Source organism: Flavobacterium sp. KACC 22763 (assembly GCF_028736155.1).
GTDB lineage: Bacteria > Bacteroidota > Bacteroidia > Flavobacteriales > Flavobacteriaceae > Flavobacterium.
Genome location: NZ_CP117879.1, coordinates 4,968,645 through 4,983,229, shown reverse-complemented (window position 1 = coordinate 4,983,229; position 14,585 = coordinate 4,968,645). Strand labels below are relative to the sequence as shown.

The window sequence follows — 14,585 nt, the reverse complement described above, 5'->3', positions numbered from 1 at the left end:
TCCTCGCAATGACTTAGTCTCTCGAAATTTCTAGAATTTCAAATTTCAAAACTCCATTTGGAACTGTAATTTCGGCTACTTCTCCAACAGATTTTCCTAATAAACCTTTCCCGATAGGAGAAGTTACAGAGATTTTACCTGTTTTTAAATCTGCTTCGCTTTCTGCAACAAGTGTATATTTCATCTCCATTCCGTTACTTTGGTTTTTGATCTTTACATTCGATAAAACCAAAACTTTAGAAACATCTAATTGCGATTCATCAATTAATCTTGCATTTGCATATACTTCTTCAAGTTTAGCAATTCTCATTTCTAATAAACCTTGCGCTTCTTTTGCTGCATCATATTCTGCATTTTCAGACAAATCACCTTTATCTCTTGCATCTGCAATATCTTGAGATGCCTTTGGACGCATTACACTCTTTAAATGCTCCAATTCATCTTTTAATTTTTTTAATCCTTCTGCTGTATAATAAGATACTTTACTCATAACTTCATCGTTTATATAAATACAAAAAATCCCATCGCGACGGGATTTTCTTACCACAAATATACTATAATTTTTAATAGTACATAATTATATGTTAATCATATATAGATTTCAAATCTAAATAAATTATTTTTGTTTTAACTAATTCTTATTCAAATAATGAAAAAAATCTGGTTCTTTATCGCATTTACTGCAGTTTTATTCGCTTGCAGTGACAATAACAGAAGTAATAACAATCCGTACATTCCCAATTATTCGATAAACGCGTATCTGGACACTAATCTTCCGACTTACAACAAACTACTGTATCCTAGTAACCCTGTTTATGTTGCTAATTATGGTGCAAAAGGAATTATCGTAATGAAAACTGGTGAAGGAACTTATACTGCTTTTGATGCAGCTTGTCCAAACCAAGCTTTAACTTCTTGCACCGCAATGACAATTGACGGAATTTACGCTGTTTGTTCCTGCGACAAAACTCAATATAATTTATTTACAGGACTTGGCGGAAAAGAATATCCGATGAAACAATATCGTGTCGAATATTCTGGAACTGTTATTCATGTATACAATTAAAAACAAAAAAGCCTGAAAATAATTTCAGGCTTTTTTGTGTTCTAGCTTAATTAAAATTTCAAACTCAAACCAATTAAGAAATTGGTTCCTGCTTGCGGATAATAGTATGGATAAACATCCCACATATAACCGTTTGAAACATATTTTTTATCGAAAATATTATTCACCAAAGCTGTGATTGTTATCGATTGAAAAATCGTTTTTGGTTTTATTTCGTAAGATGCATTAAAATCGTTCACAAAGTAATCTGCCAGTTTAGCGGCCGGAAGCTCAATATTATTCATGTATTGCTCTCCAACATATTTTTGCAATAATGAAAGATACAATCTTTCTATCGGCTTATACACAATCACGTTTCCTGCAATTACTTCTGGAGAATAGGCAATTTTGGTTGTTCCGTAATATTCTCCATCAACTGCTAAATCAACATTTTTATTACTGCTTAAAGTAAAGTTTGGTCTTAATGTGAATTTCTCAGAAAGCGCAATTGTGGCATCAAACTCAAATCCTAAACGGTAACTTTTCTCAGTATTCGCACGAATCGGGTTTCCAACATCGTCTAGTCTTCCTGTTAAAATCAACTGGTCTTTGTATCCCATATAATACAAATTAGAATTCAATTGAAATTTCTCTGAATTGAATCTCCAACCTAATTCAAAATCATTCAGTTTTTCTGGCTTTACATTTCCACCTTCGTAATCTGTTCTATTTGGTTCACGATTTGCTCTTGCGTAAGAGAAATACAAAGTGTTTTTTTCATTGAAAGCATAATTCAAACCAGCTTTCGGATTAAAGAAATTAAAATTATCGTCTACTAAACCAGTTTCTTTACTATTTGCTTTATATTTCACATTTCTGTACTGTAAATCTCCATAGAAACTTAATTTTTCTGTGAATTGATAATTTGCTTTCGCGAAAACGTTACCATCTGTTTTAGACGAATAATCATCATAGTAATGAGCCCCTAATGCTGATTGATCTGAATATTGCGCCCAGATTACTTTTCCGAAATGATCACCTTCATATTTATTCCAACCTCCACCTAAAATAACATTTAGTTTTTCTGTTACATATTTAGCAGAAAAAGTCGTTCCGTAGAAATCATTATCCAACCATTTTTGACGAATCAAATCGGTTACTGGAACTAAATTTCCATTGTCATCTTCAACTGTTTTTGTTGGCTTAATTGGCCCATAACCTTCAACAGGTTCGTCTTCTTTATAATTTTCGTAATATCCTTTTCCTTTTGTATAATGGAATGCCAAGTTTGTGCTCCATTTATCAGAAATAGATTCACTCCAGTGCAATTGATAATGATCCTGATTGTAATTATCGGTTTCGTTATCATAAAAATGAACATTTCCTGCATCGTCTGTGTACATTCCGGCAGAATTAAAAGTACGATTTGCATTAAGAGTTTCTGCATCGATTCCGTTCCAAGATTGATACGTTTTTTCAGTTCCTCCAAAAACCAACGCTTTAATCAAAGTTGTTTTGCCAACATAAGTTCCCTGCAAGAAATATGATTTCAAATCGGCACTTCCGCGATCAATATATCCGTGTGTTTTTATTGTAGACAAACGTCCAGCAATTTCAAAATGATCATTTAATAAACCAGTACTAAACTTTACTGTATTTTTAATTGTATTGAATGAACCTGCAGAACTTGAGATTTCACCTGTCGCTTTTCTAGCATAACTATCGGTCAATAAATTCAAACTGGCTCCGAAAGCTCCTGCTCCATTTGTTGATGTTCCTACTCCGCGCTGTAATTGAAGACTTTCTACAGAAGAAGCAAAATCGGGCATATTTACCCAAAACGTTCCTTGGCTTTCTGCATCATTGTACGGAATTCCGTTTATAGTTACGTTTACACGTGTTGCGTCGCTTCCTCGTACACGAATACCAGTATAACCAACACCATTCCCAGCATCTGAAGTAGTTACGACTGAAGGCATGTAATTCATCAGAACAGGAATATCCTGACCTAAATTTCTATACTTAATTTCCTTTTTATCCATATTGCTAAAACTCACCGGAGTTTTTGAAGTAACACGAACTGCAGAAACCAATACATCATCAAGCTGAGTTACTTTGGTAGAATCCTGCTGCTGTGCAAAAGAAAATAGGGAAAAGAAAATAGAAAATAGAGAAAAGAAAATAGAACTGGTTCTGCTCATCTTTTGAACCTCAGAACCTTTGCAACTTAGTACCTCAGTACCTTTAAAAATAGTTTTCATTCGTAAAGAATTACGAATAAAAGGGGGAATTATTCTTTTGTTAAATTAATAAATGTGTTTCACGACAAAATAAAGTGTGCACGCTCGATAATGTCGTTTTTCCCTTAGCAACATTACTCGCTCAGGTTCTTTGGGTATGATCTCAGCTCGTTATTTGGAGCACCCCTTTGAGACAGTGCAAATTTAGTGTTAAAATATTTAAAACTCCAAAAAAGAAATTCCAAATTCCAAAAACTTACTTTTAATTAGTTTATTGGAATTTGGAACTTTAAAAATTGATATTTAATCTAAGTTAGGTTTTCTTCTGGATTGCTTCAAATCAGAAATATTCTTCTTATCCTTAATTCTTTTTTTAATTACAGCTTTTGGAACTTTTGTCGCCTTTCTAATTTTAGGAACATAAAGTCCTTTTTTAATAATTTCCAGAAATCGTTTGGTTACAATCTCTTTGTTTTTAAGCTGACTACGGTCTTCGTCACAATTCAAGATCAAGATGTTTTCGGAAGTTAATCTTGCTGAAATATTTTCCAGTAAAAGTAATTTTTCGTCTTCAGTCAAAGCTTGAGAAGCATTCAGATCAAAACTCAAAACTACTTTAGACGAAACTTTATTTACGTTTTGCCCGCCAGAACCGCTGCTTCGAACGGCTTTAAAGTTTAATTCTGATATAATTTTTTCTGAATCCATATTATTGTGGCTGATGTGCCGCTTTCAACAAATCGTTTACCGTTTTTACGGGATTAAAAGTAATCAACGGAACTGCAACAAAAACAGTTAACCAATTGGCCATTGATCCGTTCCATAAACCTGGTAATTCGTAATTTTTAACCGATTTCCCTTCAACACTTTTTTCTACAATAAATCCGGCTTCTCGATCTACATATTGCAACAGATCAAACTTTTCGTCTTTATAGTTTTTTATACCACAAACCAAATCTACTGGATTAAAATGTGTTGCCTCAGCCAAAATCTTCTCTTGCTTTTTATCTTCTAAATCAACTTGAGAAGTCTCCACAATCTGAAGCGATTTTATCCCTTTTTTATTCATAACCCAAAACGGTCCACCTCCAGGCTCTCCTTCATTTTTTACCATTCCGCAAACGCGAATTGGTCTGTCTAAAAGTTCTTTTAGCTTACTTACTTTATTCTCAAAAGTAAATTTATTGAAATCCGCAGTCATTTCTACACTAAAACTCTTTTCTAAAAAATGAAGAATTTCTTCAATATTATCTTCTTTGATTCTCTCTTGATCAATTAATCTTAAATATTCAAAAACTTTTTGCTGCATCTCGACCAAAACACCAGCCAAAGCTTTTTTATATAATGTAATTTGATCAATATGATTCTGAATTACATTATCTATATTTTTAATAAAGATCACATCAGCATCCAAATTATTTAAATTTTCAATCAAAGCGCCATGCCCGCCTGGTCTAAAAACTAAATTGTCATTCTTATCTTTTACCAGTTTATTTTTTTCATCTATTGTAATAGAATCTGTGCTTTTATTTTGATAAGAATATCCGATATCAATCTTAATACCTGAAGGTTTTTCGATCTTCTCTTTAATTTCATCAACTGCTACTTCAAATAAATTTTGATGTATTTCTGAAACTGTAAAATGCAAATTGGATACATTTTTTGATGACGCATAATGTACGCACTCATTCAAATGTTCTTCAATCGGATTGGCAATATGTGTATCATATTGATGAAATGGTAATACAGCTTTGGGCTTGTTTGCTGAATTATAATAATCTGGAGACAATAGCAATTTTATAAAATAGTAATTTTTATAATCTCGTTCTAAAGTCTCAAATTCAGGATAGATTTCTCTTAATTTTTTGTCTACTGTTTCAAAAAAGGGAAACTTCTCCATACCAACGATAAAAATGGCAAGTTCTTTATCATTTTTTCTGTTGATGTAAGCGTTTATTGTTTCTCTTGTAATATCAAAATCATTCAGAAATGCCGTTAAGAATTTGTACATTCTTGTCGCTGCACCTGAAGCTGGAACAAATTTTTTAATTTTAAATTTATCCTTCTGCTGATCAAAAAATAACGCTTTCTGTTGAAATTCTTCGTCTGACAAACTCAAAATCCCATCGTTGACTGTAGCGGGTCTAATTAAATTGCTTTTTGCAATTCCTCTTTTAAAACTTTTTAATTGTTTTAAAATAGTCGCAAAAGAGATTCCTCTATTGTATATCTGGACAAAATCATTAGATGAAAAATCATGTTCTTTAGCTAAAGTCAATTCATCAATAATAGCTGTTGCTTTTGCCAAACGTGTTTCTTTATCACCTGATAAGGTTATAAAAGGCTTTTTTGTATCGATTAAAGTTTGTTTAAAAACAGAAAACACGCTTTCTCTTCCTTCAGGAGTATCACGAATATCATCTTTCTCCCAAGGAACATCAATGTCAGTAAGGAAAAACAAATCATATTCATGCTTGAGCGCCGCTTCATTCAAAAGCGGATCGCAAAAGCCATAATACATTTCAGAAAATACTTTGGTTACCATTAAATTGGTATCACAAAACAAGTATTTATTTGCATTGGCCAGTTTTTCGTTTTCTAATGCAGTCTGACCGTACGCAATTGGCATCATATCATCGGCTACACAAATATGCTTATTCTCCTCCCATTTTTCTTGCAAATAATCGCGTGCAAACTCAGGAACCCATTCGGTTTCGTAATAATCTGCAAGCTGTTTTGCTAAGGTTGTTTTTCCTGTACTTTCAGGACCAAACAAAGCAATTTTTATGATGGTTGTTTTTTGCTGTCTAAGATCTTTCTCCATTCTAAATAAGCTGAAATAGCCAAAATTGTAAAAATTATGTACTGAAGTGACAACATCCCTAAGCCACGATAAGCGTAGAGAGGCACAACAATAATATCACCAATAATCCAAAGTGTCCAGTTTTCTATTTTTTTTCTGGCCATATACCACATTCCTGCGAAAAATATTCCTGACGAAATCATATCAACATAATTGTCTTTATGTATTTCGTAATCAAAATATTTATAAATCCCGAAAACTACAAAAACAGTCACAATAAACAGTAAGATTCCGATTATTTTTTCATTAAAATTTGTACGGGTAATTGGCAGATTATCTTCTGCAGTTCCACCTTTTGCCCATACATACCAGCCGTAGATACTCATTATTGAAAAATACGCATTTATAATCATATCGCCGATATAACCTGCAACATAAAGCAGATATACTGATATTGCTGTCGCAATCAGTCCTGTCGGATACACCCAGATATTTTCTTTTTTAGCAAACCAAACGCTTAAAATCCCACAGACAAACACTAGGAACTCCAAAGCAATATGCCATAGCGGTGCGTTCTTATAACTTTCTAAAAAAAAATCTATCATGAAAATGTGGTATTTGTCTTTTATAACTCAAAAAAACGACTGTTATTTTCAAAAGCAGTTCCAATAACAACCAAATCTGCTCCAGCCTGATAGGCTTTTTGAATTCCTTGCAAATCTACAATTCCTCCACCAACAATAACAGGAATTTGAATGTTTTGAGAAATAAGTTCAATCATTTCTGTTGGAACAGACTGTTTTGCACCACTTCCCGCTTCTAAATAAATGAGCTGATTCCCTAGCATTTCACCCGCTTGTGCTGTTGCCAAAACCAAATCAAGATTCTCACGACTTAAAGGTTTTGTTTTACTCACACGGGCAACAGCTGTCTCATTGCCGCTTTCAATTAAAATATAACCTGTAGAAATAACTTCTAAACTTGTTTTCTTAAGAATTGGAGCAGCCTGAACCTGATATTCAATCAAATAATCTGGATTTCGGCCAGACAATAAAGAAAGAAACAAAATACCATCTGCTTTTGGTGAAATCTGAGAAGGGTCTCCTGGAAACAAAATAACAGGAAGGTTTGTTTTTTGCTTTAACTCCGAAATCAATTCTTCTAAAATGTTGTTCTGAACAATACTTCCTCCAACAAAAATGTGAGTCGCAGGCGAACCATTAATTTTTTCAATTAAATGATTGACATTTTCCAATACAATTTTATCAGGATCCAAAAGCACTGCCAGTAATTTTTGGCCATTGCTTTTAGCTTCTAAAATCTGTTGTCTAATAGTGAGTATTTGTTCTTGCATACGGGGTGTAAAAGTAAAAGATTTTTAATGTAGAAGAACTATTTTGAATGAATTATATTTGTTGAGCGTCTTTTGATAACGTAAATAACACATTATGATTACAGTTGGATTACTAGAAAAGTACGGAGTTATAAAAAAATCATTTACTAAAAATGACATTATTTTTGAAGAAGGGAATCTTCCGTCAAATTACTACCAGATTATTTCTGGTGAAGTAAAGATGAGTAATTACAATGATGACGGACGCGAATTTATTCAAGGCATATTTTATAATGGACAATCTTTTGGAGAACCTCCATTATTCTTAAATCAAAAATATCCAGCAAATGCAATAGCTGTTGAAAACACTGAGCTTTTTATTCTTCCAAAAGAAAACTTCATGAAGCTTTTAGAAGAAAATCCAAAAGTAAGTATTCAAATAATCGAAAATCTAGCACAAAGATTGTATTATAAATCAGTTATGGCTGCCGAAATCTCGACGCATGAACCCGAGCATCGCGTTCTAAAACTGATTGATCACGGAATTGCTTATTTCAATTTTCAAAAAGATAAAAATGGCTATCTCATTAATTTTACCAGACAGCAAATTGGAGATTTAACTGGTTTACGTGTAGAAACGGTTATTAGAACAATAAAAGCATTAGAGAAAAAAGGCGAACTGAAGATTATTAATCGAAAAGTATACAGATAAAAAAATTCCCGTTTTATGATTAAAGTCATAAAATGCAGTACTATTGTAGCTGTAATTTTGTTGATATAAAAAACTGAATACCATGACACTATATCAAACAACATTCGACATTTTCAATAGAAATTATATGGGTTCTGCTGCAATGGCAGTAATTGGACAAAGCTGTTTAGGAGGCGCTGCAGCTATGTATGTTTTAGCCAACGGAACTTCTATTCCGCAAATGATTCAATTAGGAATTATTGTTCTAGCCTGTGTTTTTGCAAATACATCTATCTTAGCGCAAATGAAACACAAAGTGGTTTTCAATCTTATTATGCTAAGCACACTTTTAAGCTTGTTCTTTATACTTTTGAATAGTTTTATTCTATGAAAAAACAAATAGAAAATAGAGCTGATGTATCTTTTTTAGTGCATCAATTTTATGCTAAAATAAGAGCCGATCGAGAAATCGGCTTTTATTTTAATGAAATGATTTCTGATTGGGATGCGCATCTCGAAAAACTGACAGATTTTTGGGAAACCAATCTATTTGGTGTCCGAAAATACAAAGGAAACCCTCATGCTGTTCACAACGAAGTTGACGCTCATTTTGATGAAAAAATTACTCCTAATGAATTCGGAATCTGGTTAAATCATTGGTTTCAAACTATTGACGAACATTTTGAAGGTGAGAATGCCGAAACACTAAAAAGACGCGCCCGTAAAATGAGCACTTTTCTGTACATGAGTATGTTTCAGCACAGACAAAAAGAAAGCGAGATTTAAAATTCTTTTATTTATTTAAAAGACATATGATTTACTTTGCGGAGTTTCTTGCGAAGATTCCTCGTTCCTCGAAATGACAAAATTGAAAATAAATCTTCATATTTGGAATTTGGAATTTGGAATTTTTATATTAAAACTTTATTTCTCAAAAGCATAAACCAAAGTAAAAGTTCCCTCAAAATTATCTGATTGAACTTCCTGATAATGAACATCAAAATCCTTAATCAAATTATCAAAATGAAGACTTGCCTGCGTTTGGGTTTCTTCTAAAGAGAAGTTGTTTACATTAATATGATCTTTAAAACTTATACCTTTTTCATTTCTAATTTTAAAGATTGCCTCTTTGGCACCCCAGATAACGGTAAGTTTTTTTATGTATTCTTCTGTAGATTTCGGTTCTAAATACTTGCATTCGAAATCTGTAAATTTATCTGCAATTCTCTGAATTTTATCGCGCTGTAATTCCATATCAATTCCAACCTTTTCTTTGCTTATAATAATCGCCGCAAAATGGTACGAATGTGTAATTGAGATATGATTATCACAATCAAAATACGGTTTCCCGAATTCATCATAATGCAGATCTTTATCTGTAAACCCCATTTCCTGAATCAGCATTCGAACACTTAAAAAAGCACGCTGATGCATTTGAGATTTCATTCCGTCTAGTCTGCGTTGCGTCTTTTCTTTCAAAGTAACGCGACTGTACAATTCTTCAAAAGATTCGGTTATTTCCCAAATTAGAATTTTAGTATTTTCGTTGAATTGTATGGTCTGAAATAAAGGCATTGCTTTTTAATTATAAATGGCAAATGATTAATAATAAAATGTTTTGTGGTAAATTTTAAACCATACAAGTCATTTAAGAAAATATAACTGTTGGATTAAAGAATGCATTAGTAAATATAAGCAATTCGCAACAAAGGTAATAGTTTCCGAATCTTTTTTAAATGAACTTACATCACTTATATAGTTAAAAACGATTTTTAGATTAACATTCTATGGATTAAGAAATTAAAGATTTCACAAATCTTACAGAAATTAGTAAAATTAAAAACCTATTACGTAAATTTGCAAAAATTTTACAATATACAAATATACTATAAATGAGTACTACAACTACGCCTTATGTGGCTTATAAAGTAAAAGACATTTCTCTAGCGGCTTGGGGAAGAAAAGAGATTGAACTAGCTGAAGCTGAAATGCCAGGTTTAATGGCACTTCGCGCTGAATATAAAGACGAACAACCATTAAAAGGTGCTCGTATTGCTGGATGTTTACACATGACGATTCAAACTGCTGTTTTGATCGAAACTTTAATTGCTCTTGGTGCAGAAGTTACTTGGTCTTCTTGTAACATTTTCTCTACTCAGGATCAAGCTGCTGCTGCTATCGCTGCTGCTGGAATTTCTGTTTACGCTTGGAAAGGTTTAAATGAAGAAGAATTTGACTGGTGTATTGAGCAGACTTTATTCTTTGGTGAAGATAGAAAACCATTAAACATGATCTTGGATGATGGTGGAGATTTAACAAACATGGTTATCGATCGTTACCCAGAATTAGTTCCTGGAATTAAAGGTCTTTCTGAAGAAACTACAACTGGTGTTCACAGACTTTACGAAAGAGTAAAAGCTGGAACTTTACCAATGCCTGCTATCAACATTAACGATTCTGTTACTAAATCTAAATTTGATAACAAATACGGATGTAAAGAATCTGCAGTAGACGCTATTCGTCGTGCAACTGATTTAATGTTAGCTGGAAAAAGAGTAATCGTTTGTGGATATGGTGACGTAGGAAAAGGAACTGCTGCTTCTTTTAGAGGTGCTGGTTCTATTGTAACAGTTACTGAAATCGATCCAATTTGTGCTTTACAAGCTGCAATGGACGGTTATGAAGTTAAAAAATTAGATACTGTAATTGCTAATGCTGACATCATCATTACAACTACAGGAAATAAAGATATCGTTGTTGGAAGTCATTTTGAAAAAATGAAAGACAAAACTGTTGTTTGTAACATCGGACACTTTGATAACGAAATCGACATGGCTTGGTTAAACAAAAACCACGGTGCTTCTAAAATCGAAATCAAACCTCAGGTTGACAAATATACTATCGCTGGAAAAGATATCATTATCTTAGCTGAAGGTCGTTTAGTAAACCTTGGTTGTGCTACAGGTCACCCAAGTTTTGTAATGAGCAACTCATTTACAAACCAAACTTTAGCTCAAATCGAATTATGGAAAAACAGCGCAGCTTACAAAAATGAAGTTTACATGTTACCAAAACATTTAGATGAAAAAGTTGCTGCTTTACACTTAGCTAAATTAGGCGTTGAATTGGAAACTTTACGTGAAGATCAAGCTGCTTATATTGGTGTTGAAGTTCAAGGTCCATTCAAACCAGAGTACTACAGATACTAATCTATTTTAGATTTAATCCTGATAGGTATCGGGAGTAGATCTTAGATTTATTACATATTCAAACCCGATAGGTTTTAAAAACCTGTCGGGTTTCTTTTTTTGTAATCTTTAAATTAATCAGATATTTTTGAATAATTTTTCAAAAACAAATCTATATTTGGATTCAAAAAACCAACCAAAAACCAAATTATGAGAATCCATTATATTACAGCTTTATTGATAATGTTGCCGTTTTTTGCTTCAGCACAAATTGACCAAAGAATGCAAATGCACCAACAAATCAATGCACAAAATCAAAAATGGGCAAGTGAGCGATTAAGGGACGAAAATAACTGGTCTCAACAAGCAATGTCCAATCAATTGCACAATCAGAGCTCAAAAGCCCAAAAAACATTGGTTAATGAAGAAAAGAAAAAACAAAAGATAGAAGAAAAAAACGCTAAACTAAATGCTGATTTGAAAAAGCAACAAGACGAATTAGCTGCACTTGAAAATTCTCCTAATAATACAAATAGTGATGTTCAAAAAAACATTCAGAAAACCAAAGAACAAATAGCAAAATCGGAAGAAAAGCTAAACAAATCCAAAACTGATCTAGAAGCAAGCTCTAAAAAAGTGGAGGATTTAAAAAAAGAAATGGAAATTTCGCTAACAAAAAAAGCAGATCTCGAAAAAAAGGAAAAAGAAGATCAAGAAAGAAAACGAAAACAAGAAGAGATAAACAAAGCTCTTTTAAAAAATATAAAATCAAACTAAATACCCCCCATAAAACCTCACAGAAATGTGAGGTTTATTTGTTTTTTAGCTATAGCTAAAAAAGATTTCTTTTCAAAAAATTGTACTTTTATAAATATCTGCTTACTTTTAATAACCAGAATAAGAATCTATTTATCAAATACTTAAATAGTAAAAAATTGAAAAAAACATCTTATTTATTCGTCTTCTTATTTTTACTCAGCCTTCCGCAAATTATTTTTTCTCAAGAAAAAAAGCCTAAAGTCGTATTAGTGTTAAGCGGTGGGGGCGCAAAAGGGATTGCACATATTCCTCTTTTACAGAAATTAGACTCTCTTCACATTGTTCCAGACCTTATTGTTGGAAACAGTATGGGAAGTATAATAGGTGGTTTGTATGCAATGGGATATTCTGGTGACAGTATAGAAAAAATCACTAAAGATATTTATTGGGATAAACTCTTAGGTGGAGGGCAGTCATTACGAGCTGTAAGTGCCGAAGAAAAAAGAGAATTTCAACGCTATTTAGTCGGAATAGGTGTTAAAGATGGGAAACTTAACAGCATTGGTTCCCTCTTAAATGATCAAAATCTAAGAGAATACCTTTCTGAGTTAACCTTTCCGGTATACAATGTCAAAGATTTTGACAGTCTGCCGATTCCTTTCAGAGCTATGGCCACAGACTTGGTTGAAGGAAAAGAAGTTATTTTAAGCAAAGGAAGTTTATCTTACGCCATGCGTGCCAGCATGTCGCTGCCTGCTATCTTTAAACCAATGCCTTACGGAAAAACTGTTTTGGTAGACGGTGGAGTATTAAATAATTTCCCTACTGATGTTGCCAAACAAATGGGTGCCGATATTATTATTGGAAGCGATGTCGGAGGCGGAATGGAGCCTGTCGATAAGCTAAACAATCTTATGACCATATTAATGCAGACCAGTATGTTCCCCAGTAACATCAAGAATCCTGCAAACCGTGATTTATGTACGATATTGGTCGATCACTTACCTAATCTACGTTTTTCTACTGCCGATTTTGCCAATAGCAACGAAATCTACAAAGACGGTAAAATTGCTACAAATCAAAATCTTCCAGCTTTAATTGCCCTATCAGAAAAGCTAAAAGGATTTCCGCAGCGAACTCATAAACTGCCCGATATGCCAAATGAGTTTGTTCTAGACACAATTGTTTACAAAAAAATAAGTCCTGAAAATCTTCCTCTAGTTGTTGGAAGAGCCAACCTCAAAACCCATGTAAAATATACTACCAAAGATTTAATAGCAGGCATCAACAGAGCAATGGGAACCAATCTTTTTGATGAGATTACATATAGTTATTTCATTAAAGACGAAGATAAATTAGGCATTACATTGTTCGGATTTGAACGTGCCAAAAATCAGCTAAACACCTCAATTCATTATGACACTTACAGAGGTGTCGGAATCATTTTTAACTACACAGGACGAAATGTTCTTGCAGATGCATCACGTCTTCTTTTAACGGTTGATATTGCCGAACAGCCAAAAGCAAGAATCAATTATCAGAAAAATTTTGGGCAGCATAGAGAATGGTGGTGGATGTCTGAGGCCTATGGAGCTTTACTTCGCCAAGAAATTTATATTAATGGAAAAGCATCAGACAATATACTTTACAATACTGTTGAAATCAACAATGAAGTAAACAGAAACTTAAACTCTCTAAAAAGTTATGTCGGTTTTGGACTAAATTATAGTTACACAAATCTAAAACCAAAATATGACCGTGAATACAACCCCAATTATTTAAGTATCAACAACTACAGCTTTAACAATATCGAGTTCAACTTTCATTATTCTTATAATGACATGGATAAAGTTTTCTTTGCCACCGACGGAACTATTATAAAATCAAACATAGCGCGATCACTTCTTACCGATCTTGATGCCTCACTTTACGATCCAGACTTTAAGCGTATTTCTGGCTCAACAAATGGCTACACCAAATTGGGTTTAACTTATGAAAAGAGATTGCCCATAAAAAAGAAAATTACAGGAATTGTAGGATTCGACTCTTATTTTATTTTTCAGGATAAAGAGAAAAATGGCGATCTTCCGTTTTCAGGACTTGGTTATGCTGCAAAATATTTTATAGGTGGCATTATTCCAAGTTCGGGAAGCAATCGCTTCTCATTTGCAGGACTTCATGAAGACGAACTTAATGTTACACAATATATGGGGCTCAAACTTGGATCTCAAATAAACTTAATCGGAAAAATTTATCTTACTCCTCATTTCAATCTTGCTTCTGTAGGTTTTGATAATTTCAACGATTATATAAAACATGCCTTTAATCCAAAAGGAAATTGGGATGACAATCTCGATACCAGTCTCGTAATATCTGGAGGAGCAGCGATTTCTTATCAATCTATTTTAGGCCCAATTCATTTTGATACTTCATGGATCAATAATATCGACAAAGTACGTTTATTTTTCAGCGTAGGATTATCACTTAATCCATAGGAGAATTAATCCTAAAAGTTTAAGTTTGAAA

General features: G+C 33.1%; 14 protein-coding genes. 7 read left to right on the top strand and 7 right to left on the bottom strand.

The window, feature by feature from the left end:
- Positions 1–13: 13 nt before the first annotated feature.
- Positions 14–490, bottom strand: coding sequence for a transcription elongation factor GreA (greA, locus tag PQ463_RS20935; protein ID WP_026728641.1), 477 nt, complete (start codon positions 488–490; stop codon positions 14–16).
- 159 nt (positions 491–649) lie between these two features.
- Between greA and PQ463_RS20930 the strand changes: the two genes are divergently transcribed.
- A complete protein-coding gene (locus PQ463_RS20930) occupies positions 650–1,066 on the top strand; it encodes a Rieske (2Fe-2S) protein (RefSeq protein WP_274255329.1) in 417 nt (138 codons plus the stop codon).
- A 50-nt stretch (positions 1,067–1,116) separates the two neighbouring features.
- Here PQ463_RS20930 and PQ463_RS20925 read toward each other — a convergent pair whose 3' ends face one another.
- From PQ463_RS20925 to PQ463_RS20905, 5 genes are all read right to left on the bottom strand, one after another.
- Complete coding sequence (locus tag PQ463_RS20925; protein WP_274255328.1) at positions 1,117–3,306, bottom strand: TonB-dependent receptor; 2,190 nt, start codon at positions 3,304–3,306, stop codon at positions 1,117–1,119.
- Positions 3,307–3,588: 282 nt separating this feature from the next.
- Positions 3,589–3,993, bottom strand: a complete 405-nt coding sequence (gene arfB, locus PQ463_RS20920) for an alternative ribosome rescue aminoacyl-tRNA hydrolase ArfB (RefSeq protein WP_274255327.1) — start codon at positions 3,991–3,993, stop codon at positions 3,589–3,591.
- Position 3,994: 1 nt separating this feature from the next.
- Entirely contained in the window at positions 3,995–6,109 is a 2,115-nt protein-coding gene (locus PQ463_RS20915; RefSeq protein ID WP_274255326.1) for a DUF4301 family protein, read from the bottom strand.
- Positions 6,070–6,693: a nicotinamide riboside transporter PnuC gene (gene pnuC / locus PQ463_RS20910; RefSeq protein ID WP_111379299.1), complete on the bottom strand. Its 624-nt coding sequence runs from the start codon at positions 6,691–6,693 to the stop codon at positions 6,070–6,072. Before pnuC ends, PQ463_RS20915 begins: the two co-directional genes overlap by 40 nt.
- Positions 6,694–6,713: 20 nt before the next feature.
- Entirely contained in the window at positions 6,714–7,442 is a 729-nt protein-coding gene (locus tag PQ463_RS20905; protein ID WP_274255325.1) for a phosphoglycerol geranylgeranyltransferase, read from the bottom strand.
- Between the two features lie 94 nt (positions 7,443–7,536).
- Between PQ463_RS20905 and PQ463_RS20900 the strand changes: the two genes are divergently transcribed.
- From PQ463_RS20900 to PQ463_RS20890, 3 genes are all read left to right on the top strand, one after another.
- On the top strand, positions 7,537–8,133 hold the full coding sequence (locus PQ463_RS20900) for a Crp/Fnr family transcriptional regulator (RefSeq protein WP_274255324.1): 597 nt from the start codon (positions 7,537–7,539) through the stop codon (positions 8,131–8,133).
- An 82-nt stretch (positions 8,134–8,215) separates the two neighbouring features.
- On the top strand, positions 8,216–8,503 hold the full coding sequence (locus tag PQ463_RS20895; protein ID WP_274255323.1) for a hypothetical protein: 288 nt from the start codon (positions 8,216–8,218) through the stop codon (positions 8,501–8,503).
- Positions 8,500–8,898 carry a group III truncated hemoglobin gene (locus PQ463_RS20890; RefSeq protein ID WP_274255322.1) on the top strand — a complete coding sequence of 133 codons (399 nt, stop codon included), beginning with the start codon at positions 8,500–8,502 and terminating at the stop codon, positions 8,896–8,898. The genes PQ463_RS20895 and PQ463_RS20890 overlap by 4 nt, the downstream gene beginning before the upstream one ends.
- 138 nt (positions 8,899–9,036) lie before the next feature.
- On the opposite strand, the gene PQ463_RS20885 is transcribed toward PQ463_RS20890, so the two are convergent.
- A complete protein-coding gene (locus tag PQ463_RS20885; RefSeq protein WP_274255321.1) occupies positions 9,037–9,687 on the bottom strand; it encodes a 4'-phosphopantetheinyl transferase family protein in 651 nt (216 codons plus the stop codon).
- Positions 9,688–10,004: 317 nt separating this feature from the next.
- Between PQ463_RS20885 and ahcY the strand changes: the two genes are divergently transcribed.
- The 3 genes from ahcY to PQ463_RS20870 all read left to right on the top strand — a co-directional run bounded on the left by ahcY (position 10,005) and on the right by PQ463_RS20870 (position 14,554).
- On the top strand, positions 10,005–11,321 hold the full coding sequence (gene ahcY, locus PQ463_RS20880) for an adenosylhomocysteinase (protein WP_111426181.1): 1,317 nt from the start codon (positions 10,005–10,007) through the stop codon (positions 11,319–11,321).
- Between the two features lie 222 nt (positions 11,322–11,543).
- On the top strand, positions 11,544–12,077 hold the full coding sequence (locus PQ463_RS20875) for a hypothetical protein (RefSeq protein ID WP_274255320.1): 534 nt from the start codon (positions 11,544–11,546) through the stop codon (positions 12,075–12,077).
- A gap of 158 nt (positions 12,078–12,235) precedes the next feature.
- Positions 12,236–14,554, top strand: coding sequence for a patatin-like phospholipase family protein (locus PQ463_RS20870; protein WP_274255319.1), 2,319 nt, complete (start codon positions 12,236–12,238; stop codon positions 14,552–14,554).
- The last annotated feature ends 31 nt before the right edge of the window (positions 14,555–14,585 follow it).